Origin of the sequence: Prevotella sp. FD3004, from assembly GCF_000746155.1 — a bacterium.
In the GTDB taxonomy this organism is placed as follows: Bacteria; Bacteroidota; Bacteroidia; order Bacteroidales; family Bacteroidaceae; genus Prevotella.
In genome coordinates this window covers 213,462-233,995 of record NZ_JQKR01000012.1, presented here as the reverse complement: position 1 = coordinate 233,995, position 20,534 = coordinate 213,462, and the positions used below count along the sequence as shown (strand labels likewise).

Sequence of the window (20,534 nt, the reverse complement as noted above, 5' to 3'; positions counted from 1 at the left end):
ATTTTTACTATTTTTGTAACGAAAATCTGTGAGATATGGATTATTTATCGACGATTAGAAGACCCATTGCAGTTGAGTTGAACGACTTCTCGGAGTTGTTTAATAAATGTCTTTCCGAAGGCGAAGGCTTGCTCGGACAAGTACTTTCACACATACGTCAGAGGGGTGGAAAACGCATGCGTCCCATGCTTATTATGCTTACAGCTCAGAATTACGGGACGATTTCTGATGTTACACAGAATGCAGCGCTTGGACTAGAGTTGTTGCATACTGCCTCGCTGGTTCACGATGACGTGGTTGACGAGAGCAGTCAGCGGCGTGGACAGCCTTCGGTGAATGCTTCTTATAATAATAAAGTGGCTGTGCTTGTGGGCGACTATATTCTTTCTACCGCCTTGTTACGTGTGTCATTGTCAAAAAACCTGCGTATAGTTGAGAGCCTGTCGGAACTGGGTCGAACACTGGCTGCTGGTGAGATTCTACAGTTGTCGAATATTTCAAATAAGGAAATCTCAGAAGATGTTTATTATCAGGTAATTGAGAAGAAGACAGCTGCGCTGTTCGAAGGATGTTCTGAGCTTGGCGCTATCTCTGTCAACGCCTCTGAGGAAACAATAGAGAAAGCTAAGACTTTTGGTCGAAATATTGGTATGATATTTCAGATTCGTGATGATATTTTCGATTATTATGACTCTAAAGAGATAGGTAAACCCACGGGCAATGATATGGCTGAAGGCAAGTTGACCTTGCCTATTATCTATGCTCTGAATCATGCTGATCAGCCCGCCATGATGACGCTTGCCAAGAAGGTGAAGGCAGGAACGATTAATTCGGATGAAATAGCTGTTTTGGTGGAGTTTGCTAAGCAACAGGGTGGCATTGAGTATGCTGAGCGCAAGATGGAAGAGATTGCTATTGAGGCTCAAAGGTATATCGATGAATGTGTGAAACCAGAACTTAAGCCTGCTTTTACTGCTTATCTTGAATATGTGATTCAAAGGAATCTGTAAATAAATAACCCTCGCAAGTTTTATTGCGAGGGTTATTTATTAAGAGCGGAATCATCTAGGTTTACTTGTTAAAAGAACTTCACTTCTTCACCGATGACCTCACTCAATAGCATGTTAGCCAAGCGTGAGGTTCCCATGCGGAACATCTCGTTGGTGAGCCATTTCTCGCCCAGAACCTCTTTGACGATGGTATAGTATATCAGTGCGTCCATCACGGAGTTAAGACCTCCTGCGGGCTTGAAACCAATCTGAATGCCAGTCTGCTCATAGTATTCCTTGATGGCTTGACACATCACATAAGCAGCCTCTGGTGTAGCGGCTGGCTCCAGCTTGCCTGTAGAGGTCTTGATATAGTCGGCACCGCTATACATGGCCAGAATTGAGGCGGTCTTGATGTTGGCAGCAGTTTTTAGGCAACCTGTCTCCAGAATCACCTTCATCTTTTTGTCGCCACACGCCTCTTTCATCTGCTGTATCTCATCGCACACGGTCTCGTAGTCGCCCTCTAAGAACTCACCTACTGAGAGTACCATGTCGATCTCTGTAGCGCCGTCTTTTACGGCCAGTTGGGTCTCGATGGTTTTCACCTCGATAAGGGCCTGGGAAGATGGGAATGAGCCTGACACGCAAGCAATCTCCACGCCATCCACCTCGAGCGTTTCTGCTACGGTGCGGGCGAAGCGGGGATATACGCAGATGGTTGCTACGTGGGGTAGGTTAGGATATTGCTCGTCAAACTGGTTTACACGCTCTGTGAAGGCCATTACGCTTTCATCAGAATCGGTAGTTTTCAGTGTCGTTAGTTCTACGCTACCCATCAGGAACTGTTTCACCTCTGGAGTGTCGTTTTCATGTACTTTCTCGGCAATAATTTTCTTCACTGCCTCTTTCACGTCCTCATCCTTCACATCGAGGTTGTACTTGCTCAGAGCCTCTTCAATACGGCTCTTCTGTGGCATCTCCACATGGTGGTGATGCTCGTGGTCATGATGATGTTCTGCCATAATTGTTATGCTAATAGTTTCTTGTTATGTATATGTCTTAATGAGTCTCTTTGTGTCTTCTTTTCGATGGATTTCTGCAACTCATCAGTGAGATCAACTCCCGTCTGATTAGCCAGACAGAGTAGCACCCAGAGAATATCGGCCATTTCTTCGCCAAGGTTATCTTTCTCGCCCTCTTTGAAGCTCTGATCGCCGTATTTACGCGCTATCACCCGGGCCAGTTCGCCAACTTCCTCCGTCAGAACAGCCATATTGGTAAGTTCTGAGAAGTAGCGCACGCCGTATTCCTTTATCCAGCGGTCTACCGCTTCTTGCGCTTCTTTGATGGTCATCGTGCCTTAAACATTTGAAGTATTAATATGAAAATGCAAATCAGTATAATCATGATATACTGCTTATTCTCGCGCTCGTATTCCTTCCAGTGGAATGCTTTGTAGAGAAAAATAAGAAGTAGCAGGAAGAGCCCTATACCGCATGGCCATACGCCATATTGTATGCCCTTGATGTAGGAAAGTCCTACGCCGATAGCCGTCAGAATCAGGCCCGATATTTCTATTTCCTTGAGATATTTCTTCATTCTTATTCTTTGTTTTTTGTATCCATACAGATGGTTACGGGCCCGTCATTGAGGAGCTCAACCTTCATGTCTGCGCCGAATTCGCCTGTGCCAACTGGCTTTCCAATGGCATCGGAAAGTTGAGTGCAGAAGGCCTCGTAGAGTGGGATAGAGTGCTCGTGTGAGCCTGCACGGAACCAGCTAGGACGGTTACCCTTCTTGTAGCTGGCGTAGAGTGTAAACTGACTTATTACCAAAGCCTCGCCTTGAATGTCGAGAATAGAGCGGTTCATCACGTCGTTTTCGTCACCAAACACACGCAGGTTGGCTATCTTTTTCACTAACCAGTCCACATCTTCCATCGTGTCCTCTTCGCATACGCCTAACAGAATCAGAAATCCATGTCCTATACGGCTTTTTACCTTGCTTTCGATGGTTACGCTGGCATGGGTAACTCGTTGTATGACTGCTCTCATTATCTTTCGATTTTTCGGCAAAGTTACAAACTTATTTTCAATTTACCAAATCTAGTGTTTTATTTCACTGTCATTCGTGCTGTTTTCAATTGATACATTTAAGCTTATGTATTGACAGAGACATCTCCTTTTTTTGCAATTTAGTCTATTTTGTTCTGCAATTTAGTCTATTTTGTTCTGCAATTTAGTCTATTTTGCTTTGCAATTTAATCTATATTGCACAATAAGATATAGCTGCTGACCATGTACTTGCATATTCCTGTCAGCCGTTCAAAGCATGAAAGTAGTTGTAAACAATAGCTGCTTTTGCCGGTCCTACAGCCTCAGAAAGTTGTTCGAGTGGGGCTTCGCGAAGGCGTTTAACGGATTTAAAAGCTTTTAGAAGCTCGTCACGCGTCTTTGGTCCTATTCCCTTGATATCATCCAGCTCGGAGTGTAAAGCACGCTTAGAACGCTTGTCTCTGTGGAATTCGATGGCGAAGCGGTGTACTTCGTCCTGTATTTGTGAAAGCACGTGAAACAGTTCTGAATCGAGTTTCAGTGCTACTTTCATGGGTGGAAAGCCATAAAGCAACTCATTGGTACGGTGACGGTCGTCTTTTGCCAGTCCTGCAATGGGGATGTCTAGATTTAACTCGTCTTGAATCACCTCACGAATCACCTCCATTTGTCCTTTTCCGCCGTCAGCTATAATAAGATCGGGTAGGGGTTGTTCTTCTTCTATAAGTCTGCTGTAGCGGCGATGTACAACCTCCTTCATCGAAGCATAGTCATCGGGCCCTACAACAGTCTTAATATTGAAGCGCTTATAGTCTTTTTTGCTGGGTTTCATGGCCTTGAATACCACGCATGATGCAACAGCATCGGTACCGGATATATTTGAGTTGTCAAAGCACTCGATTTGATAGGGTAGTTTGGGCAGATGGAGCTTTTCCTGTAGTTCTTTCATCAAGCGGGTTTGTTTCTGTTCGGGATTGAGTTTCTCGGCTTGTTTCAGACGGTCGAATTTATACTCTTTTCCGTTCATAATTGATAGGTCGAGTAGGGTTTTCTTGTCGCCTCTTTGTGGTACAGTGAAGGTAACTCCTTCAAGTTCTACTTTAACCTCTTGAGGAACGATGATTTCCTTTGAATTGCTTTTGAAACGCTCCCTAATCTCCACGATTCCAAGTTCCAAAAGCTCCTCATCGGTCTCATTAAGTTTTTTCTTGTATTCTATTGTAAAGCTCTGATTTACACTACCATTTGCCACGTGAATGAAATTGATAAAGGCCATTTTTTCATCGGATGTGATGGAGAAAACGTCCACATTGTTGATGGTGTGACTAACCACCTGACTTTTGCTTACAAATCCATCCAGAAGCATATATTTACGCTTCACTTCTTCTGCCTCTTCGAAGCGTAACTGCTCTGAAAGTCTTAGCATCTCATCCTTCAGTTCCTTCATCACTACGCCGGTGTTGCCTTTCAGTATTTCGCGAGCTTGCAGTATGTTTCTCTGATAGTCATCATAGCTCTGCTTGCCCACGCAGGGCCCCATGCATTTCTTAATATGGTAATCGAGGCAGACTTTATATTTCCCGTTTTCGATTCCCTCTTTTGTGATGGGTTGCCGACAGGTCCTTGGGTGATATAGTTCTTTGATTATGTCGAGAATGGCGTACATTGAACCAACGTGAGAGTAGGGCCCATAATATGTTCCCCACTTCTTATTGATGGTACGTGTCTTGAAGATACGAGGAAGATACTCGTTTGTAATGCAGATAGAAGGATAGGTCTTTCCATCTTTCAGTAGCACATTGTAACGAGGGTTGTATTTTTTTATGAGTGAATTTTCAAGTAATAATGCGTCCTCTTCTGTATTGACTATGGTGTAGCTAATATCAAAGATCTTGCTGACTAGAACCTTCGTCTTAAAACGGTCTACCTCTGTGTGAAAGTAGGATGAGACTCTGGATTTCAAGCTCTTGGCCTTTCCTACATATATTATTGTATGGTCCTCATCATAGAATTGGTAGCTGCCAGGTTTATCTGGTAGTCTGCTTACAATCTTCTTCAGGTATGTTAATCGCTTCTCGTTTTCTTCCTTCGTCATTCCTATTCTTTGTTGTTAATCTTGCGGAAAGCCTTTAAATAGGCATGTTCCGCAAGATGTTGTTTCACGTGAAACGTTACAGTGTCATGAGGGTAGTGAGGTCGATTCCCTCAAACATGTCCCGACCATGAAGGCCCTCGTCTGTAATCTCGATGATGAAGTTCATGTAGACTTTCTTGGGTTTAAAATGCTGGACAAGATTATAAGCAGCTTTGGCAGTACCGCCCGTAGCCAGCAAGTCGTCGTGAATCAGCACAACATCGTTCTCGTCGATAGAGTCGATATGCATCTCGATAGTGTCAACGCCGTACTCCTTGGAAAATGACTCTTTGATAACTGTTGCGGGTAATTTGCCCGGTTTGCGTGCCATTACGAATCCGCAGCCTAATCGGGCGGCGAGGGCTGCGCCAAGAATGAAACCACGACTTTCAATGCCTACCACCTTGGTGATACCCTTGTCTTTGTAGAGCTTTTCCAACTCCTCCATCATGATCTTCATGCACTCGGCGCTCTTGTAGAGAGTTGTTACGTCTCTGAAGTTGATGCCCTTCTTTGGGAAATCTGGTATGCAACGCAGATTGTCAATCAATGTCTTGTTGTTCATAATCAATGAGTTATAATGTCTGTATAATTATATTTGTTTCACGTGGAACACTATCTTCCCATTAGTACCAAAAGTACATTAATGTCGCTCGGTGAGACTCCAGGGATACGGCTTGCCTGTGCCAACGTCTCGGGCTGAATCTTCATCAACTTCTGACGACACTCGGTGGAAAGGCCTTGAAGTTCTTCGTAGTTAAAGTGTCCTTTGATTTTAATATTCTCTAAGCGATGCATTTTTTCGGCCACAATTTTCTCACGCTCGATATATCCTTTATATTTCATTCGGATTTCTGCAGCTTCTGCAATTTCCTCCTTTCGATTAGTTGGGCGATTCAGAACCTCCTTGAGTTGTGGAATCATCTCAGAAAGGTTTGACAAATTTAATTGTGGACGATTCACTAAATCAATGAGCTTGCAGCCAAACTGGAGTGGGGTAGTGCCAGCAGCCTCCAAGGCGGAATTAATCAAACGCGGTTTAATCGCAAAATTTTGGCAGAAAGTTTCGATTTCTTCGATATATTGTTTCTTTTCCATCCACCATTCATAGCGGTCACGTTTTACCAATCCCAACTCGTAGGCTTTTTCCGTCAAGCGAGCGTCTGCATCGTCCTGACGAAGAAGAATGCGGTATTCGGCTCTGGAAGTGAACATACGATAGGGTTCGTCGACGCCTTTTGTAACTAAATCATCGATTAAAACGCCTATATATGCTTCGTCGCGATGTAGAATGAAGGGGTTGAATTGACTATCACTTTCTACGCCTGCTTTCAGGGCGGCATTGATGCCAGCCAATGTTCCTTGACCTCCAGCCTCTTCATAACCAGTAGTGCCATTTACCTGTCCCGCCATGAAGAGATTAGAGATAATCTTCGATTCCAACGAATGATTTAATTGTGTCGGATCGAAGAAATCGTACTCAATTGCATAGCCAGGTCGATATACTTTCACGTCTCTGAAAGCGGGCATCTTCTTTAATGCTCCAATTTGTGCGTCCATCGGCAAAGAAGACGAGAAGCCGTTGAGATACATCTCATTGGTGTCTTCCCCCTCTGGTTCTAAGAACAGCGGATGCTTCTCGCGATCAGGAAAGGTAACGAGCTTCGTTTCTATTGAGGGACAATAACGCGGACCTATCGATTGAATTTGGCCATTATATAATGGAGAGTCTGCCAAACCGCTTTTTAAAATCTCGTGCACCTCAGCATTGGTGTTTACCGTCCAACAGGGTAGTTGTTTTAAGGCTCCGCTTTTATTCATGTAGCTGAATTGGTATGTGCGATCCTCTCCTGGTTGTTCCTCTAAGTCTTCAAAATGAACAGAACGCTTATCAATACGGACAGGGGTGCCTGTCTTCATGCGAGCTGAGGCAATGCCATATCTTGTGATGCTTTCTGTAAAATGGGTTACGGCAGGTTCTGCAATACGCCCTCCTGCCACCATCTTTCGCCCGATGTGCATCAATCCGTTGAGAAAAGTACCTGCAGTAATAACGATAGATTTTGCGTAAAGTTCTGTACCCCAGATAGTTCTGACGCCAATAGCCCTTACGCTTCCTTTGTTTTCGTTTTCCACAATAAGTTCGTCAGCCTGATCTTGCCAGATGTCTAAGTTCTCGGTTTCATCGAGGTGCTTGCGCCACTCCCATATAAATTTTCCTCTATCGCACTGAGCGCGAGGACTCCACATGGCAGGGCCTTTGCCGACGTTTAGTATGCGGAATTGTATTGATGTGGCATCGGTCACCAATCCCATCTGACCTCCCAGTGCATCAATCTCACGTACTATCTGACCTTTGGCTATGCCGCCAATAGCAGGATTGCACGACATCTGCGCAATCTTGTTCATATCCATGGTTATCAGACAGGTTTTGGCTCCCATGTTAGCGCTTGCGCTTGCTGCTTCGCAACCAGCGTGTCCACCCCCTATAACCAGCACATCATAGTTGAATTTCATCTTCGTTTCGCTAATTTTCCGCAAAAGTAACAATAAAATTTGGAATTATAATGCATTTTTGTCTCAAAAAACTTTGAATTATCATTAATTTATAGTATCTTTGCGCTCTAAAAGTAGGGTAGATATACCTAAAATAAGGTATAAGGAAGGATTACAAATTTTTATAAATAACTTAAATTCAACAACTTATGTGGTTAATCAATTCATCAATTGGTAGAAAAGTTGTAATGTCTGTTACGGGCGTTGCGCTGATTCTGTTCCTGACCTTTCATGGTTGCATGAACATGGTAGCGCTATTCTCGGAAGAGGGTTACAACATGATTTGCGAATTCCTAGGTGCCAACTGGTATGCTGTTGTAGCAACACTTGGTTTGGCAGCTCTGGCAGTGATTCACATCGTCTACGCGTTCATTCTGACAGCGCAGAACCGTACGGCTCGTGGCGACAACCGCTACGAAGTGGCTACACAGGTTAATGCTGGTAAGGTAGAGTGGGCATCTAAGAACATGCTTGTTCTGGGTCTCATCATTTGCGTTGGTTTGCTGATTCACCTTTGGAACTTCTGGTACAACATGATGTTCGCAGAACTTGTTGGCGCTATGCCCGCTATCAGCCCCACCGATGGTTTCGGATGGATTAAGGAGACGTTCTCGAATCCTGTTTTTGTTGTGCTCTACGTTGTTTGGCTTGTAGCTATCTGGTTCCACCTTTCTCATGGTTTCTGGTCAGCTATGCAGACACTGGGCGTCAGTGGCAAGATTTGGCTGAAGCGTTGGATGTGTATTGGTAACATCTACGTGACTCTGCTCATGCTCTGCTTCCTCATTGTGGTTCTGGCATTCGCATTCGGTTGTGCTCCTTCGCTCTGTGGCGGTAGCTGCTAATTATCAATTTTTAATTAGAAAAGATTATGGCAAAAGTATTAGATTCAAAGATTCCCGCAGGACCAGTGCCTGAGAAATGGAAGGAATATAAGGCTCATCAGCGCTTGGTTAACCCCAAGAACAAGCTGAAGCTCGATGTTATCGTAGTTGGTACAGGTCTGGCTGGTGCATCTGCAGCTGCTTCACTCGGCGAGATGGGCTTCAATGTAATCAACCTGTGTATTCAGGATTCACCCCGTCGTGCTCACTCTATCGCTGCTCAGGGTGGTATCAACGCCGCTAAGTGCTACCAGAACGATGGTGACTCTGTTTACCGTCTGTTCTACGATACCGTAAAGGGTGGTGACTATCGTGCTCGCGAGGCTAACGTATATCGTCTGGCTGAGGTTTCTAACAATATTATTGACCAATGTGTGGCTCAGGGCGTACCTTTCGCTCGTGAGTACGGTGGTATGCTGGCCAACCGTTCGTTCGGTGGTGCTCAGGTTAGCCGTACATTCTACGCTAAGGGTCAGACCGGTCAGCAGTTGCTACTGGGTGCCTACTCATCACTTTCTTGTCAGGTTCAGGCTGGTAAAGTAAAGCTCTACACCCGTTATGAGATGGAGGATGTAGTCATTGTGGACGGTCGCGCTCGTGGTATCATCGCCAAGAACCTGGTTACTGGTGAGCTTGAGCGTTTCTCAGCTAACGCTGTAGTTATCGCTACTGGTGGTTACGGAAATACTTACTTCCTCTCTACTAACGCTATGGGTTGTAACTGTACAGCTGCTGTTCAGTGCTATCGTAAGGGTGCTTTCTTTGCAAATCCCTCTTACGTTCAGATTCACCCAACATGTATTCCCGTTCACGGCGATAAGCAGTCTAAGTTGACGCTGATGTCTGAGTCGCTGCGTAACGATGGTCGTATATGGGTTCCTAAGAATATTGAGGATGCTAAGGCTCTGCAGGCAGGAACCAAGCAGGGTTGGGAGATTCCTGAGGAAGATCGTGACTACTATCTGGAGCGCCGTTATCCTGCATTCGGTAACCTCGTACCACGCGACGTTGCCAGCCGTGCAGCTAAGGAGCGTTGCGATAAGGGCTTCGGTGTTAATAACACAGGTCTGGCCGTGTTCCTCGATTTCTCAGAGTCTATCAATCGTTTGGGACTGGATGTTATCATGCAGCGTTATGGAAACCTCTTCGAGATGTACGAGGAGATTACCGACGTATTCCCTGGCGATGTTGCCAACGAAATCAATGGTGTGAAGTACTACAAACCTATGATGATTTATCCTGCTATCCACTACACCATGGGTGGTATCTGGGTAGACTACGAGCTGCAGACCACTATCCCGGGCCTGTTTGCTATCGGTGAGTGCAACTTCTCTGACCATGGTGCTAACCGTCTGGGTGCTTCTGCTCTGATGCAGGGTCTGGCCGATGGTTACTTTGTTTTGCCTTATACCATCCAGAACTATCTGGCAGACCAGTCTATCTGGGGTAAGGTCTCTACCGACCTGCCTGAGTTCGAAGAGGCAGAGAAGGCAGTTGACGCAGAGCTCACTCGTTTGTTAAATATCAAGGGTAAGCGTTCTGTTGACTCTATTCACAAAGAACTGGGCCATATCATGTGGGAGTATGTAGGTATGGGTCGCACTGCTGAAGGCCTGAAAGAAGGTCTGAAGAAGATGCATGAGCTCGAGAAAGAGTTCGATACCAACCTCTTCGTTCCTGGCACTAAGGAAGGTCTGAATGTCGAACTCGACAAGGCGATCCACTTGCGTGACTTCTTCACCATGGGTCAGCTCGTAGCTTTCGACGCACTCTCTCGTAACGAGTCTTGTGGTGGTCACTTCCGTGAGGAGTATCAGACCGAGGAAGGTGAGGCCAAGCGCGACGATGAGAACTACTTCTATGTAGGATGCTGGGAGTACAAAGGCAAGGGTGTTGAGCCTGAGCTCTCTAAGGAGCCGCTGGAGTACGAGGCAATTAAGGTACAGACACGTAACTATAAAAACTAAGTAAATATGGCTAAGAATATCAGCTTTACAATAAAGTTCTGGCGCCAGAATGGCCCCAAGGACCAGGGACATTTCGATACCCACGAGATGCACGATATCCCCGATGATACCTCGTTCCTCGAGATGCTCGACATCCTGAACGAGGAGCTCATCAACGAAGGCAAGGAGCCCTTCGTGTTCGATCACGACTGCCGCGAGGGTATCTGCGGTATGTGCTCACTCTACATTAATGGTACACCTCACGGTCTTACAGAGCGTGGCGCAACCACATGTCAGCTCTACATGCGTCGCTTCAACGATGGTGACGTTATCACCGTTGAGCCTTGGCGCTCAGCTGCCTTCCCTGTAATCAAGGACTGTATGGTTGACCGTAACGCTTTCGATAAGATTATCCAGGCTGGCGGTTACACCACTATCCGCACAGGTCAGGCTCAGGATGCCAATGCTATCCTAATCTCTAAGGAGGATGCCGATGAGGCTATGGACTGCGCATCTTGTATCGGCTGTGGTGCTTGCGTAGCAGCTTGTAAGAATGGTTCTGCCATGCTGTTTGTTTCATCTAAGGTAAGCCAGCTGGCTCTGCTGCCTCAGGGTAAGGTAGAGGCTGCTCGTCGTGTTAAGAACATGATTGCCAAGATGGACGAACTTGGTTTTGGTAACTGTACAAACACCCGCGCTTGTGAGGCTGTTTGTCCTAAGAACGAGACCATTGCTAATATCGCTCGCCTGAACCGCGAGATGATCAAGGCAAAGCTTAGTGATTAGTGAGAGCAGAGCCAAGCTTGCTTGGGTTATGCCGAGCGTAGCTAAGGTTGCCGAAGGCAAGATGGCTGATTAAACAATTTGCAATTATCTATAGAGCGCTGCAGATTCTAGTCTGCGGCGCTCTTTTTTGTTTAATGATGATTGTAACCAAATTGTAATCACATTAATTCTTAAGATATGAGAATTTCTTTGTATCTTTGCGGCGTAATTGTAAACGAATGATGAAAACTATGACTATTGAAATTCTATTCAGACTCCTCGGTTCGTTAGCATTGCTTATTTATGGTATGAAAACGATGAGCGATGCATTACAGAAACTAGCGGGCTCAGGTCTGCGACATATTCTCGGACGTATGACATCGAATCGGTTCAGCGGAATGTTGACGGGAGTGTTTGTCACCTGCGCCGTGCAATCGTCATCAGCCACAACGGTAATGACGGTCTCTTTTGTGTCGGCAGGACTGCTTTCGCTTGCACAGGCCATCTCGGTTATCATGGGTGCGAACATCGGCACGACGTTGACGGCCTGGATTATGTCATTAGGTTATAATGTTGATTTGACAAATGTGGTATTTCCAGCATTTCTCATAGGCATGGTGCTTATCTATAGGAAGCGCCACCGATTTGTGGGTGATTTTCTTTTTGGGCTTGCGTTTTTGTTCTGGTCGCTGGTAATGCTGAGTGGAGTTGGACGCGACATGGACTTGCAACATAACGCAGACGTAGTGAACTTCTTCGCGTCGTTTGATACATCGAGCTATTTTACTATCCTGATATTCCTTGCTGTCGGTACACTAATTACCTGTATTGTACAATCGTCGGCTGCTGTGATGGCCATCACCATTCTCCTCTGTTCTACGGGCGTACTGCCTGTTTATATGGGAATTGCTTTGGTGATGGGCGAGAATATCGGAACTACGGCTACAGCCAACCTTGCAGCCCTTGGTGCTGGCATTGCAGCGAGGCGAGCAGCATTGGCCCATCTGTTGTTCAATGTGTTTGGTGTCGTTTGGCTGCTCGCTGTATTCTATCCATTTGCCGATATGGTATGTGGCTTTGTGGGCTATGATTCGATGGCTGTTGCGCAGACGGAACGGTTACCCGTTGTCCTCGCCATGTTCCATACATGTTTTAATATCCTCAATACGGTGTTCCTCATCGGCTTTATTCCGCAGATGGAGCGACTGGTATGTTGGCTGATTCCGGAGAGCACGATGGACAAGTCTTCGCCAACGACGCTTCACTTTATCGATGGAGGACTGATGTCTACACCCGAAATTTCTGTGCTTCAGGCACAGAAGGAAATCGTCCATTTTGCAGAGCGCATGCAACGTATGCTTGGCATGACTCATACTCTGCTCGATGAAAAGGACAAAAAAGAATTTGAACGGCAATATGGACGTATTGAACACTACGAGACTATCGCCGATAACATGGAGATTGAAATTGCCGCCTATTTGGAACGTGTGGGCAATGAGCACCTTTCCGACGACACGAAAGCCAAGATACGCGATATGTTCCGACAGATTGGTGAACTTGAATCTATAGGTGATGCCTGCTACAAGATAGCCCGCACAATCCAGCACCGTCATGATAGTCGTCAGGATTTCACACCTCAACAGTATGCCAACCTCCACGATATGTTCCGTTTAGTCAACGAGGCCATGACGCAGATGTTGGTCGTGGTGAGTGGACGACGCGACGATCTTAGCATTAGTGCCTCGCAAGACATCGAACGCGACATCAATGCCCTGCGCGACCGTCTAAAGGGCGAGGTTTCTAGAGACGCTATGGCACACGAATACAGCTATGCCCTTGGATCTCTTTATACCGATATCATTGCCGACTGCGAAAAACTGGGTGATTATGTGATGAATGTCGTTGAGGCCCGTCTTGGTAAGCGCTATCTTACGTTTCGTGGTCTGCAGATGAACCTCGACCGCAAGACTGTTGTTGTCGACGGCATTCCCATTAGTCTTACTCGTACCGAGTTCGATCTCCTTTCCCTGCTTCTTATGCATCGTGGAACCGTCCTTTCCCGCCAGCAACTGATGGATGATGTATGGACTGGTGTCATTGTTACGGAGCGAACCATTAACGTCCATATCACCCGCCTCCGTAAAAAACTTGGTCCCTATGCTTCGAACATTACTAGCCGACAAGGTTTTGGGTATGTTTTTGAGTAAAAGAATCCCAATGATGTGAGATGTTCCCTTTTTGAACCTGCTTCACCCAGTTGAATTTGCAGATCAATATTCTGATGCGGGTATTGTCAATGGTTAATGTGCCACTACATGCTGTTAGATGTCCTGCAAGCATAGTTAGGAAAGTTTTTTCTTTATAATTCGTTCTTTTTTGGTTATTATGATTGCAAAGATGCGAAAAAAGATGTATATTTGTACCCACAATCACAAAATAATTGAAAGGTATGGAAAAATTTAAATTGATGGTGCTGCCGTATGCACCAGAGGCGTTAGAGCCAGTGATTAGTCGCGAAACTATTGGTTTCCATCACGGAAAGCATTTGGCGGCTTATGTGAACAATCTGAATGGATTGCTGGAAGGTAGTGGTTTTGAGAATGCTACGCTGGAAGAAATAGTCTGTAAGGCATCTGGTGGACTGTTGAATAATGCAGGTCAGATATTGAATCATGAGCTATACTTCGGACAATTTGCCAAGCCTTCAGAGGCAGAGCCGTTTGGTGCTTTGGCAAAGGCTATCACACGCGACTTTGGATCGTTTGAGGCATTCAAGGAAGAGTTCCAAAAGGCGGGTGCTACGCTTTTTGGTAGTGGCTGGGTATGGCTCTCTGCTGATAAGGATGGGAAACTGGTTATTACCCAGGAGCCGAATGCGGCCAATCCTGTTCAGAAGGGTCTCACCCCCCTGCTGACGTTCGACGTTTGGGAACATGCCTACTATCTCGATTATCAGAATCGCCGTCCCAACCATCTTGCAGCTCTATGGCAGATTATGGATTGGGATGTTATTTCAAAACGTTATGGCAAGTAGTTCCGACTTCGTGCAGTATATTGTTGATCAGTGTGCAAAGGCTGGTGATATTACGGTAAAGAAGATGTTTGGTGATTATGGCATCTATTGTAACGGTAAAATCTTCGGTCTTATTTGTGACGATTGCTTTTATCTGAAACCCACGGAAACCGTTCGCCCGTTGCTGCGTATAGTTGATATGCGTCCGCCATATGAGGGCGCCAGGGATTACTTTTATATTGGCGATGTTGATGACCGTGACTATATATCTCTCATCGTTTATGAGACGTGTAAGGCTCTGCCAGAACCAAAGCCGAAAAGGAATCGAAAAGACAAAAAAGGATTATGAAAATTGGAGATAAGGCGCCAGAGATACTGGGCAAGGATGAACAGGGCCGTGAGATACGTCTGAGTGATTATCGCGGAAGGAAGTTGGTATTGTATTTTTATCCCAAGGACAATACCAGTGGTTGCACGGCAGAGGCGTGTAGCTTGAGAGACCATTATGATGAACTTCAGGGAGCAGGCTATGAGGTTGTGGGTGTGAGCAAGGATTCTGCTGCCTCACATACTAAGTTCAAGGATAAACACGAATTGCCTTTTCCGTTGATTGCCGATATAAACCACACTTTGTTAGAAGCAATGGGTGCTTGGGGTGAAAAATCGATGTATGGCAAGAAAATCATGGGTACCATTCGTACCACTTTTCTTATTAATGAGGAGGGTATCATTGAGCATATATTCTCAGGAAAACAGGTGAAAACCAAGGAGCACGCAGAACAGATACTGCAGATCTCTTAATTTCAGTCTGGTAACATGGAACAGATAGAACGAATCAAACAAATGGAGCAGCGGCTGGAAAGAGCCGCTGCTGCAGTGATAGAGTTATCCGCGGCTTTGGAAAAGTATGCTGCGGTGCAGAAAGATATCAGGGTCCTCGACGCGTATTATGGCAGTGAGGAATGGAAACAAGATTATGCCGATGATGAGGCAGGTCTCTTGCCTGTAGACCTCAAACGTGGCGTGCTTTCTGAGGATGGTATCTGGAATCTATTGTCGGATGCGCGAGAACTTAATTGTAGAATTAAATCAACTCAGAGAGATCGATGACTGAAACGAGAAGAGGATTTGTCCAACTGCACTTGAGTGTGCTTCTGGCTGGCTTCACAGGCTTGTTCGGACGATTGATTACATTAAACGAGGTAGATATTGTGTGGTATCGCATGCTTTTTACAAGCCTGATACTGTTAGTCTTTACTGGTCTGCCAAGGATAGGATGGCGTAAATTTCTTCAGCTCTGTGGCTGTGGTGCGCTGTTAGGGGTTCATTGGATGCTGTTCTATGGCAGTATCAAGGCCTCTAATGTTTCGATAGGTGTCATTTGTTTCTCGCTTATCGGCTTCTTTACTGCACTCTTCGAACCTCTGATTTATAAGAGGCGTATATCAGGCGTCGAACTTTTGTTCTCGTTGATAACGGTGGCTGGTGTGCTTTGTATTTTCTCTCTTGATGCTCGCTATCGTTATGGCATCACAATTGGTATTGCGTCCTCGGCTGTCTGCGCTCTCTATGCCATTTGTAACAAAAAGGCCAGTGTGGGTGTACGAAGTCGCACGGTACTGATGTACCAAATGTCAGGTGGGCTTATTGCTGTCTCGGTCATTATCCCTTTCTATCTCTTAGTTTTCCCCAGTCAGCAACCAGTCGTTGTCGTTCCTGAAGATACAAACCTTTGGTTTATGCTCTGTCATGCTTTGTTCTGCACCGTTGGCATGTATCTGTTACAGATTCAGGCTTTGAAACGCCTCTCGGCCTTCACCGTTAATTTGACGTATAATCTAGAGCCCTGCTATACTATTGTTTTGGCTTTCCTCATCTTTGGTGAAGGACGAGAGATTAACTTCTCCTTCTATATAGGTATTTGTCTTATTCTGCTTAGTGTTCTCCTTCAGACGAAACGAGTATGGCGAAAAACATGATATAGTTGCTATTTTCTCAAATAATAGTTGTAATTTTGCAGCCGTGGAGATTAAGAAGAAGATCACTGAACAACCGTCGCGCTTCGATAATCTGGAGCAGATGTCGGTCTTGGAGTTGTTGCAGCACATCAACGAAGAAGACTGCCGTGTGGCCGATTCTGTAAAGAATGCGATACCTCAGATAGAAGCATTGGTGAAAGCTATAGAGATGCGGATGAAACAAGGTGGTAGACTATTTTATATAGGAGCTGGTACCAGTGGGCGATTGGGCGTGTTGGATGCTAGTGAATTGCCTCCAACTTTTGGTGTGCCAGACACTTGGGTAATGGGTATCATTGCTGGTGGTGATCGTGCTCTGCGCCATGCTGTTGAGAAAGCTGAGGACATCTCTGAACAAGGATGGAAAGACCTACAGGTCCATCATCCAACCATTAATGACACGGTGTTGGGTATCGCGGCATCAGGAACGACGCCCTATGTGATAGGGGCTGTGAGGTTGGCAAAGCAAAACGGACTGTTAACTGGCTGTATAACGAGCAACCCTGATACGCCTTTAGCCAAGGAAGTTGATTTCCCGATAGAAACAATCGTTGGCCCGGAATTCGTGACAGGTTCCAGCCGAATGAAGAGCGGAACGGCCCAGAAAATGGTATTGAATATGATTTCTACAACACTGATGATACGACTTGGTCGCGTTCTGGGTAATCGTATGGTTAAGATGCAGTTGACAAATGCTAAGCTTGTAGATCGTGGGACACGAATGCTGCAAGAGATTTTGGGCTTAAGCTATGAGGAGGCTCAACAGCGTTTGTTGGAAGCAGGGAGTGTAGATGAAGCATTGTCGATGACATAATATAGTTAGGGATAGACTTAACAATGACATATATAGGTGAACTAATATCAATAGGTGTAGCCTTTTCATGGACGGCTACGGCATTATTAAGTGAGTTTGGTAGTAAGCGTTTAGGCAATCTGACGCTTAATGTGTTGCGAATGGCTTTGGCATTGGTATTTTCATTGGTGCTTTTTGGGGTTATAACTGGTAATCCGTTGCCCGCAGGGGCCTCGTCGGAGGCCTGTGGATGGATGCTCTTGTCAGGACTTATAGGCTATGTCATTGGCGATTTCTGCCTTTTCCAATGTTATATTATTATTGGCTCTCGTTATGGTCAGCTCTTTATGACCCTTGCTCCATTGGCGGCAGCATTGATGGCTTGGATAACATTAGGACAGCAGATGAAGCCCATGAGTGTTATGGCTATGCTTGTGACGCTTCTTGGTATTGGTATTTCTGTGCTTGGACGTGGGGAGCGTCATAAGATATCATTGCGCTTGCCTCTTAATGGTGTGCTCTTTGCTATAGGTGCGGCCTTGTGTCAAGGTATAGGTTTGGTGTTGAGTAAGATAGGCATGGATCATTATGAAGCTGCCGCATTGGCTGAAGCGGGTATACCAGAGTGGCTGGTACCGTTCAGTGCAAATTTCTATCGTTGTATAGCAGGCATCATTGGTTTTACGTTATTGTTGTATTTCCGTGGTAAAATGGGGGATTTACGTGATGCCATACATGATTGTAAAGGTATGGCTGTTGCTACGGCAACGACGATTTTTGGGCCTTTTGTAGGTGTTGGTTTCTCGTTAATGGCTGTCCAATATACTGCTGCGGGTATTGCCTCTACATTGATGGCGATGACCCCTATCATTATTCTTCTTCCGTCATACTGGCTCTTCCACGAAAAGATTACTTGGCGAGCCGTTTTGGGCGCAATCATCTCTGTTGTTGGTGTCAGCCTGTTCTTCTTAGGATAATTGGCTGATTCAATCCTCTGCGGTAAGATCCTTTATCTGGTCTATAATCTCCTGGTATTTTCGTTGGGTTTTAAAATAAAGAGAAAAACCAATGATAGCACCAATAATAACACCGATGAAGCCGGCAATTAGTAAAACCGTTGATGCGGTAGAAATTTGGTAAACTTCATAAACTAACCAGGCAAACCAGAGAATGACAGCAGGGATACCGAAAAAAAGCCAACTACTATCGAACTTCTTGGCGCGGGCCATTCTCTTGCTGACATTCAACAGATTGCTTTTCGTGAGATCAAAGTTGTTTAGATTTCTACAATTATAATATGTAGCCACAACGCAGATTAGCATGAAAACACTTGTCCCAATCCAGAAAGCCTGCGAAAGTCCTATGGTCTTGATAAAGCACCAATATGAATAAGGGATCATCAACAGGCCAATGGCAATAGTAATATAGTAGCGGAGGCTGATGAAATGGGCGTTTTTTCTCATTGAGTTGTGAATCAGCTTGTCGTTCACAATCTCCTGTTCGTCCAGCTTCTTTTTTAGTGTGTCCATCTGCTGGCGCATGCTATCTAACTCGAAATTGTTGTTCATAATGGGATAGGTTTTAATCGTTTGACATTTGTTTTAATTGCTCTCTGATTCTGTACAGACGGACACTGACGTTTTTCGTGGATATACCTACGATCTGTCCGATTTCCTCGTAAGAGAGATTCTCAAGCCAGAGTAGGACAATTGCACGATCGAAAGGCTGCAGTTTAGATATGCGTTTGTGGAGCATGTCCACTTGACGAGTATCCTCGTCGCAGTCTTCAAAGAGATTGATGTCCATTGAGACCTTAGCAGATGCGGCGCGCTTCTTCTTCCTGTCTATAGAGATACAGGTATTAAGAGCAACGCGATAAATCCACGTCTTGATGTCGCTGCGATGCTCGAAGCTCTCGAAGCCTTTCCACAGATTGACTAGTACCTCTTGGAACAGGTCGTTTACTTCGTCGACATCTTTAGAGAACATGTAGCACACGGTGTAGATCGTGCTTTTATGCTCTTTAACGGTTTGCGCAAACTGTCGTTCTAAAACATTCATTGTCTCATCTGTTTTTTGAAACTTCACCCATTTGACGCAACAAAGTTACGAAAAACTACACGAACTTGGAAATAATTGTCTAATTTTGTAGCCGTAATAGCTGAAAATAATGAATTCTGAGACACTCGACTTTATTCGTCAGCATGCAGATGACGATGTCCGACAGCTGGCACTTCGGGGAACGAAGGTTCCTGAGGTAAATCTTCCTTATGCTCTTGAACAGATTGCAGGCAGACAGAAGGCACGTTTGAAATTGCCCTCATGGGCAGCAAATGATGATATAATATATCCATCTCATTTATCGATGGAGCAATGTTCAAGTGAGCAAACGGCTTTGTATAAATCGGCTATTGCAGGTAAAGGCCAGTTTATGGTTGATCTTACAGCAGGTTTTGGAGTCGACATAGCTTTTATAGCAAAAGGATTTCAGCGGGCTGTCCATGTGGAGCGTCAAGAATCCCTTTGTGCGATTTCGTCAGCAAATTATAAATCTTTAGGCTTGAAACAGATTGAGGTTGTTTGTGGCGATGGGGTGGAGTACTTGCATCAGCTGTCGCATGTCAATCTGCTGTTTATTGATCCAGCTAGGAGGGATGAACATGGTGGCCGTACTTACGGAATTGCCGACTGTACCCCAAATGTATTGGAAATGCGCGATGAAATGTTGGAAAAGGCAGATCGCGTCATGGTGAAACTATCTCCAATGCTTGATTGGCGCAAGGCTGTTGCTGATTTGGGAAAGGTGAACGAAGTGCATATCGTTTCAGTTGATAATGAATGCAAGGAGCTGTTGCTTGTTCTATCAAAGGAAGAAAAGTCGCTGAGTGTGTTCTGTGTGAACAATGGTGAGGTGTTTGATTATCGCCCTGCAGACAGTCATGTTAGCGATGTGCCTGCTTTGCCGCAGGAGTTCCGATACTTGTATGAGCCAAACGCCTCAATCATGAAGGCAGGTTGTTTTGAGTTGTTGGAGCAACGGTTTGGTGTTGCCCAACTTGACAAGAATAGCCATTTGTTTGTTTCCGACAAAGAAAAGACGCATTTCCCGGGTCGCCAATTTGTCATTGAACATCAGGCCTCTATGAACAAGCGCGAACTGAAGAAAGTACTCGCAGGTTTTGATAAAGCAAATATTGCCGTGCGTAATTTTCCGCTATCAGTAGCCGCTCTTCGAAAGCGGTTAAAATTAAAGGAAGGTGGTGATGTTTATATTTTTGCAACGACAGTAGCAAACGGAGGGCATCAGCTTTTTGTTTGCCGTAAAAAATCTTAATAATTTTGTTATTTGCGCCTTTTTAAGTATCTTTGCATCGTTTTA

Annotated in this window: 22 protein-coding genes and 1 pseudogene; 14 read left to right on the top strand and 9 right to left on the bottom strand. The window is 45.2% G+C overall.

What is annotated here, in order from left to right; translation table 11 throughout:
• Positions 1-35: 35 nt before the first annotated feature.
• Complete coding sequence (locus tag T325_RS04475) at positions 36-1,010, top strand: polyprenyl synthetase family protein (RefSeq protein ID WP_036910780.1); 975 nt, start codon at positions 36-38, stop codon at positions 1,008-1,010.
• A gap of 68 nt (positions 1,011-1,078) precedes the next feature.
• Here T325_RS04475 and deoC read toward each other — a convergent pair whose 3' ends face one another.
• From deoC to mnmG, 7 genes are all read right to left on the bottom strand, one after another.
• Entirely contained in the window at positions 1,079-2,014 is a 936-nt protein-coding gene (gene deoC / locus T325_RS04470) for a deoxyribose-phosphate aldolase (RefSeq protein ID WP_036910777.1), read from the bottom strand.
• Between the two features lie 5 nt (positions 2,015-2,019).
• Complete coding sequence (locus T325_RS04465; RefSeq protein WP_036910775.1) at positions 2,020-2,346, bottom strand: nucleotide pyrophosphohydrolase; 327 nt, start codon at positions 2,344-2,346, stop codon at positions 2,020-2,022.
• Complete coding sequence (locus tag T325_RS04460; protein WP_036910773.1) at positions 2,343-2,591, bottom strand: hypothetical protein; 249 nt, start codon at positions 2,589-2,591, stop codon at positions 2,343-2,345. The genes T325_RS04465 and T325_RS04460 overlap by 4 nt, the downstream gene beginning before the upstream one ends.
• A 2-nt stretch (positions 2,592-2,593) precedes the next feature.
• Positions 2,594-3,046 (bottom strand): D-aminoacyl-tRNA deacylase, encoded by a 453-nt coding sequence (gene dtd / locus T325_RS04455; protein ID WP_036910771.1) that lies wholly within the window; start codon positions 3,044-3,046, stop codon positions 2,594-2,596.
• A 262-nt stretch (positions 3,047-3,308) separates the two neighbouring features.
• Positions 3,309-5,141 carry an excinuclease ABC subunit UvrC gene (uvrC, locus tag T325_RS04450; RefSeq protein ID WP_036910769.1) on the bottom strand — a complete coding sequence of 611 codons (1,833 nt, stop codon included), beginning with the start codon at positions 5,139-5,141 and terminating at the stop codon, positions 3,309-3,311.
• Positions 5,142-5,217: 76 nt separating this feature from the next.
• Positions 5,218-5,745 (bottom strand): adenine phosphoribosyltransferase, encoded by a 528-nt coding sequence (locus T325_RS04445; protein ID WP_036910768.1) that lies wholly within the window; start codon positions 5,743-5,745, stop codon positions 5,218-5,220.
• A 50-nt stretch (positions 5,746-5,795) separates the two neighbouring features.
• Entirely contained in the window at positions 5,796-7,697 is a 1,902-nt protein-coding gene (gene mnmG, locus T325_RS04440) for a tRNA uridine-5-carboxymethylaminomethyl(34) synthesis enzyme MnmG (RefSeq protein ID WP_036910767.1), read from the bottom strand.
• A gap of 188 nt (positions 7,698-7,885) precedes the next feature.
• Here mnmG and T325_RS04435 point away from each other — a divergent pair, with 188 nt between their 5' ends.
• The 12 genes and pseudogenes from T325_RS04435 to T325_RS04385 all read left to right on the top strand — a co-directional run bounded on the left by T325_RS04435 (position 7,886) and on the right by T325_RS04385 (position 18,132).
• Positions 7,886-8,581: a fumarate reductase gene (locus T325_RS04435; RefSeq protein ID WP_036910766.1), complete on the top strand. Its 696-nt coding sequence runs from the start codon at positions 7,886-7,888 to the stop codon at positions 8,579-8,581.
• A 26-nt stretch (positions 8,582-8,607) separates the two neighbouring features.
• Positions 8,608-10,587 carry a fumarate reductase/succinate dehydrogenase flavoprotein subunit gene (locus T325_RS04430; protein ID WP_036910765.1) on the top strand — a complete coding sequence of 660 codons (1,980 nt, stop codon included), beginning with the start codon at positions 8,608-8,610 and terminating at the stop codon, positions 10,585-10,587.
• 6 nt (positions 10,588-10,593) lie between these two features.
• Positions 10,594-11,352 (top strand): succinate dehydrogenase/fumarate reductase iron-sulfur subunit, encoded by a 759-nt coding sequence (locus T325_RS04425; RefSeq protein WP_036910764.1) that lies wholly within the window; start codon positions 10,594-10,596, stop codon positions 11,350-11,352.
• Positions 11,353-11,570: 218 nt separating this feature from the next.
• Positions 11,571-13,256: pseudogene (locus tag T325_RS04420) on the top strand (Na/Pi cotransporter family protein); the annotation flags it as partial.
• 24 nt (positions 13,257-13,280) lie between these two features.
• Positions 13,281-13,538, top strand: a complete 258-nt coding sequence (locus T325_RS12905) for a winged helix-turn-helix domain-containing protein (RefSeq protein WP_255327768.1) — start codon at positions 13,281-13,283, stop codon at positions 13,536-13,538.
• 242 nt (positions 13,539-13,780) lie between these two features.
• The gene (locus T325_RS04415; protein ID WP_036910763.1) at positions 13,781-14,365 is read left to right on the top strand and encodes a superoxide dismutase; all 585 of its coding nucleotides are present in this window, start codon (positions 13,781-13,783) and stop codon (positions 14,363-14,365) included.
• Entirely contained in the window at positions 14,355-14,693 is a 339-nt protein-coding gene (locus T325_RS04410) for a TfoX/Sxy family protein (RefSeq protein WP_036910761.1), read from the top strand. Before T325_RS04415 ends, T325_RS04410 begins: the two co-directional genes overlap by 11 nt.
• Complete coding sequence (gene bcp, locus T325_RS04405) at positions 14,690-15,145, top strand: thioredoxin-dependent thiol peroxidase (RefSeq protein ID WP_036910759.1); 456 nt, start codon at positions 14,690-14,692, stop codon at positions 15,143-15,145. Before T325_RS04410 ends, bcp begins: the two co-directional genes overlap by 4 nt.
• Before the next feature lie 15 nt (positions 15,146-15,160).
• Complete coding sequence (locus T325_RS04400) at positions 15,161-15,454, top strand: DUF4298 domain-containing protein (protein ID WP_036910757.1); 294 nt, start codon at positions 15,161-15,163, stop codon at positions 15,452-15,454.
• Entirely contained in the window at positions 15,451-16,323 is an 873-nt protein-coding gene (locus tag T325_RS04395; protein ID WP_036910754.1) for a DMT family transporter, read from the top strand. The genes T325_RS04400 and T325_RS04395 overlap by 4 nt, the downstream gene beginning before the upstream one ends.
• 43 nt (positions 16,324-16,366) lie before the next feature.
• Entirely contained in the window at positions 16,367-17,176 is an 810-nt protein-coding gene (murQ, locus tag T325_RS04390; RefSeq protein ID WP_036910752.1) for an N-acetylmuramic acid 6-phosphate etherase, read from the top strand.
• A 23-nt stretch (positions 17,177-17,199) separates the two neighbouring features.
• The gene (locus tag T325_RS04385) at positions 17,200-18,132 is read left to right on the top strand and encodes a DMT family transporter (protein ID WP_036910750.1); all 933 of its coding nucleotides are present in this window, start codon (positions 17,200-17,202) and stop codon (positions 18,130-18,132) included.
• 9 nt (positions 18,133-18,141) lie between these two features.
• Here T325_RS04385 and T325_RS04380 read toward each other — a convergent pair whose 3' ends face one another.
• Both T325_RS04380 and T325_RS04375 read right to left on the bottom strand, forming a co-directional pair.
• A complete protein-coding gene (locus T325_RS04380) occupies positions 18,142-18,723 on the bottom strand; it encodes a hypothetical protein (RefSeq protein WP_143058316.1) in 582 nt (193 codons plus the stop codon).
• 13 nt (positions 18,724-18,736) lie between these two features.
• A complete protein-coding gene (locus T325_RS04375; RefSeq protein ID WP_036910877.1) occupies positions 18,737-19,216 on the bottom strand; it encodes an RNA polymerase sigma factor in 480 nt (159 codons plus the stop codon).
• 109 nt (positions 19,217-19,325) lie between these two features.
• Here T325_RS04375 and T325_RS04370 point away from each other — a divergent pair, with 109 nt between their 5' ends.
• Positions 19,326-20,489: a THUMP-like domain-containing protein gene (locus T325_RS04370; RefSeq protein WP_036910746.1), complete on the top strand. Its 1,164-nt coding sequence runs from the start codon at positions 19,326-19,328 to the stop codon at positions 20,487-20,489.
• Positions 20,490-20,534: the final 45 nt, after the last annotated feature.

Excerpts from the sequence above, each read along its gene's own strand:
- T325_RS04475 (WP_036910780.1), top strand. The coding sequence starts at position 36 with ATGGATTATTTATCGACGATTAGAAGACCCATTGCAGTTGAGTTGAAC.
- deoC (WP_036910777.1), bottom strand. The coding sequence starts at position 2,014 with ATGGCAGAACATCATCATGACCACGAGCATCACCACCATGTGGAGATG.
- T325_RS04465 (WP_036910775.1), bottom strand. The coding sequence starts at position 2,346 with ATGACCATCAAAGAAGCGCAAGAAGCGGTAGACCGCTGGATAAAGGAA.
- T325_RS04460 (WP_036910773.1), bottom strand. The coding sequence starts at position 2,591 with ATGAAGAAATATCTCAAGGAAATAGAAATATCGGGCCTGATTCTGACG.
- dtd (WP_036910771.1), bottom strand. The coding sequence starts at position 3,046 with ATGAGAGCAGTCATACAACGAGTTACCCATGCCAGCGTAACCATCGAA.
- uvrC (WP_036910769.1), bottom strand. The coding sequence starts at position 5,141 with ATGACGAAGGAAGAAAACGAGAAGCGATTAACATACCTGAAGAAGATT.
- T325_RS04445 (WP_036910768.1), bottom strand. The coding sequence starts at position 5,745 with ATGAACAACAAGACATTGATTGACAATCTGCGTTGCATACCAGATTTC.
- mnmG (WP_036910767.1), bottom strand. The coding sequence starts at position 7,697 with ATGAAATTCAACTATGATGTGCTGGTTATAGGGGGTGGACACGCTGGT.
- T325_RS04435 (WP_036910766.1), top strand. The coding sequence starts at position 7,886 with ATGTGGTTAATCAATTCATCAATTGGTAGAAAAGTTGTAATGTCTGTT.
- T325_RS04430 (WP_036910765.1), top strand. The coding sequence starts at position 8,608 with ATGGCAAAAGTATTAGATTCAAAGATTCCCGCAGGACCAGTGCCTGAG.
- T325_RS04425 (WP_036910764.1), top strand. The coding sequence starts at position 10,594 with ATGGCTAAGAATATCAGCTTTACAATAAAGTTCTGGCGCCAGAATGGC.
- T325_RS12905 (WP_255327768.1), top strand. The coding sequence starts at position 13,281 with ATGAACCTCGACCGCAAGACTGTTGTTGTCGACGGCATTCCCATTAGT.
- T325_RS04415 (WP_036910763.1), top strand. The coding sequence starts at position 13,781 with ATGGAAAAATTTAAATTGATGGTGCTGCCGTATGCACCAGAGGCGTTA.
- T325_RS04410 (WP_036910761.1), top strand. The coding sequence starts at position 14,355 with ATGGCAAGTAGTTCCGACTTCGTGCAGTATATTGTTGATCAGTGTGCA.
- bcp (WP_036910759.1), top strand. The coding sequence starts at position 14,690 with ATGAAAATTGGAGATAAGGCGCCAGAGATACTGGGCAAGGATGAACAG.
- T325_RS04400 (WP_036910757.1), top strand. The coding sequence starts at position 15,161 with ATGGAACAGATAGAACGAATCAAACAAATGGAGCAGCGGCTGGAAAGA.
- T325_RS04395 (WP_036910754.1), top strand. The coding sequence starts at position 15,451 with ATGACTGAAACGAGAAGAGGATTTGTCCAACTGCACTTGAGTGTGCTT.
- T325_RS04385 (WP_036910750.1), top strand. The coding sequence starts at position 17,200 with ATGACATATATAGGTGAACTAATATCAATAGGTGTAGCCTTTTCATGG.
- T325_RS04380 (WP_143058316.1), bottom strand. The coding sequence starts at position 18,723 with ATGAACAACAATTTCGAGTTAGATAGCATGCGCCAGCAGATGGACACA.
- T325_RS04375 (WP_036910877.1), bottom strand. The coding sequence starts at position 19,216 with ATGAATGTTTTAGAACGACAGTTTGCGCAAACCGTTAAAGAGCATAAA.
- T325_RS04370 (WP_036910746.1), top strand. The coding sequence starts at position 19,326 with ATGAATTCTGAGACACTCGACTTTATTCGTCAGCATGCAGATGACGAT.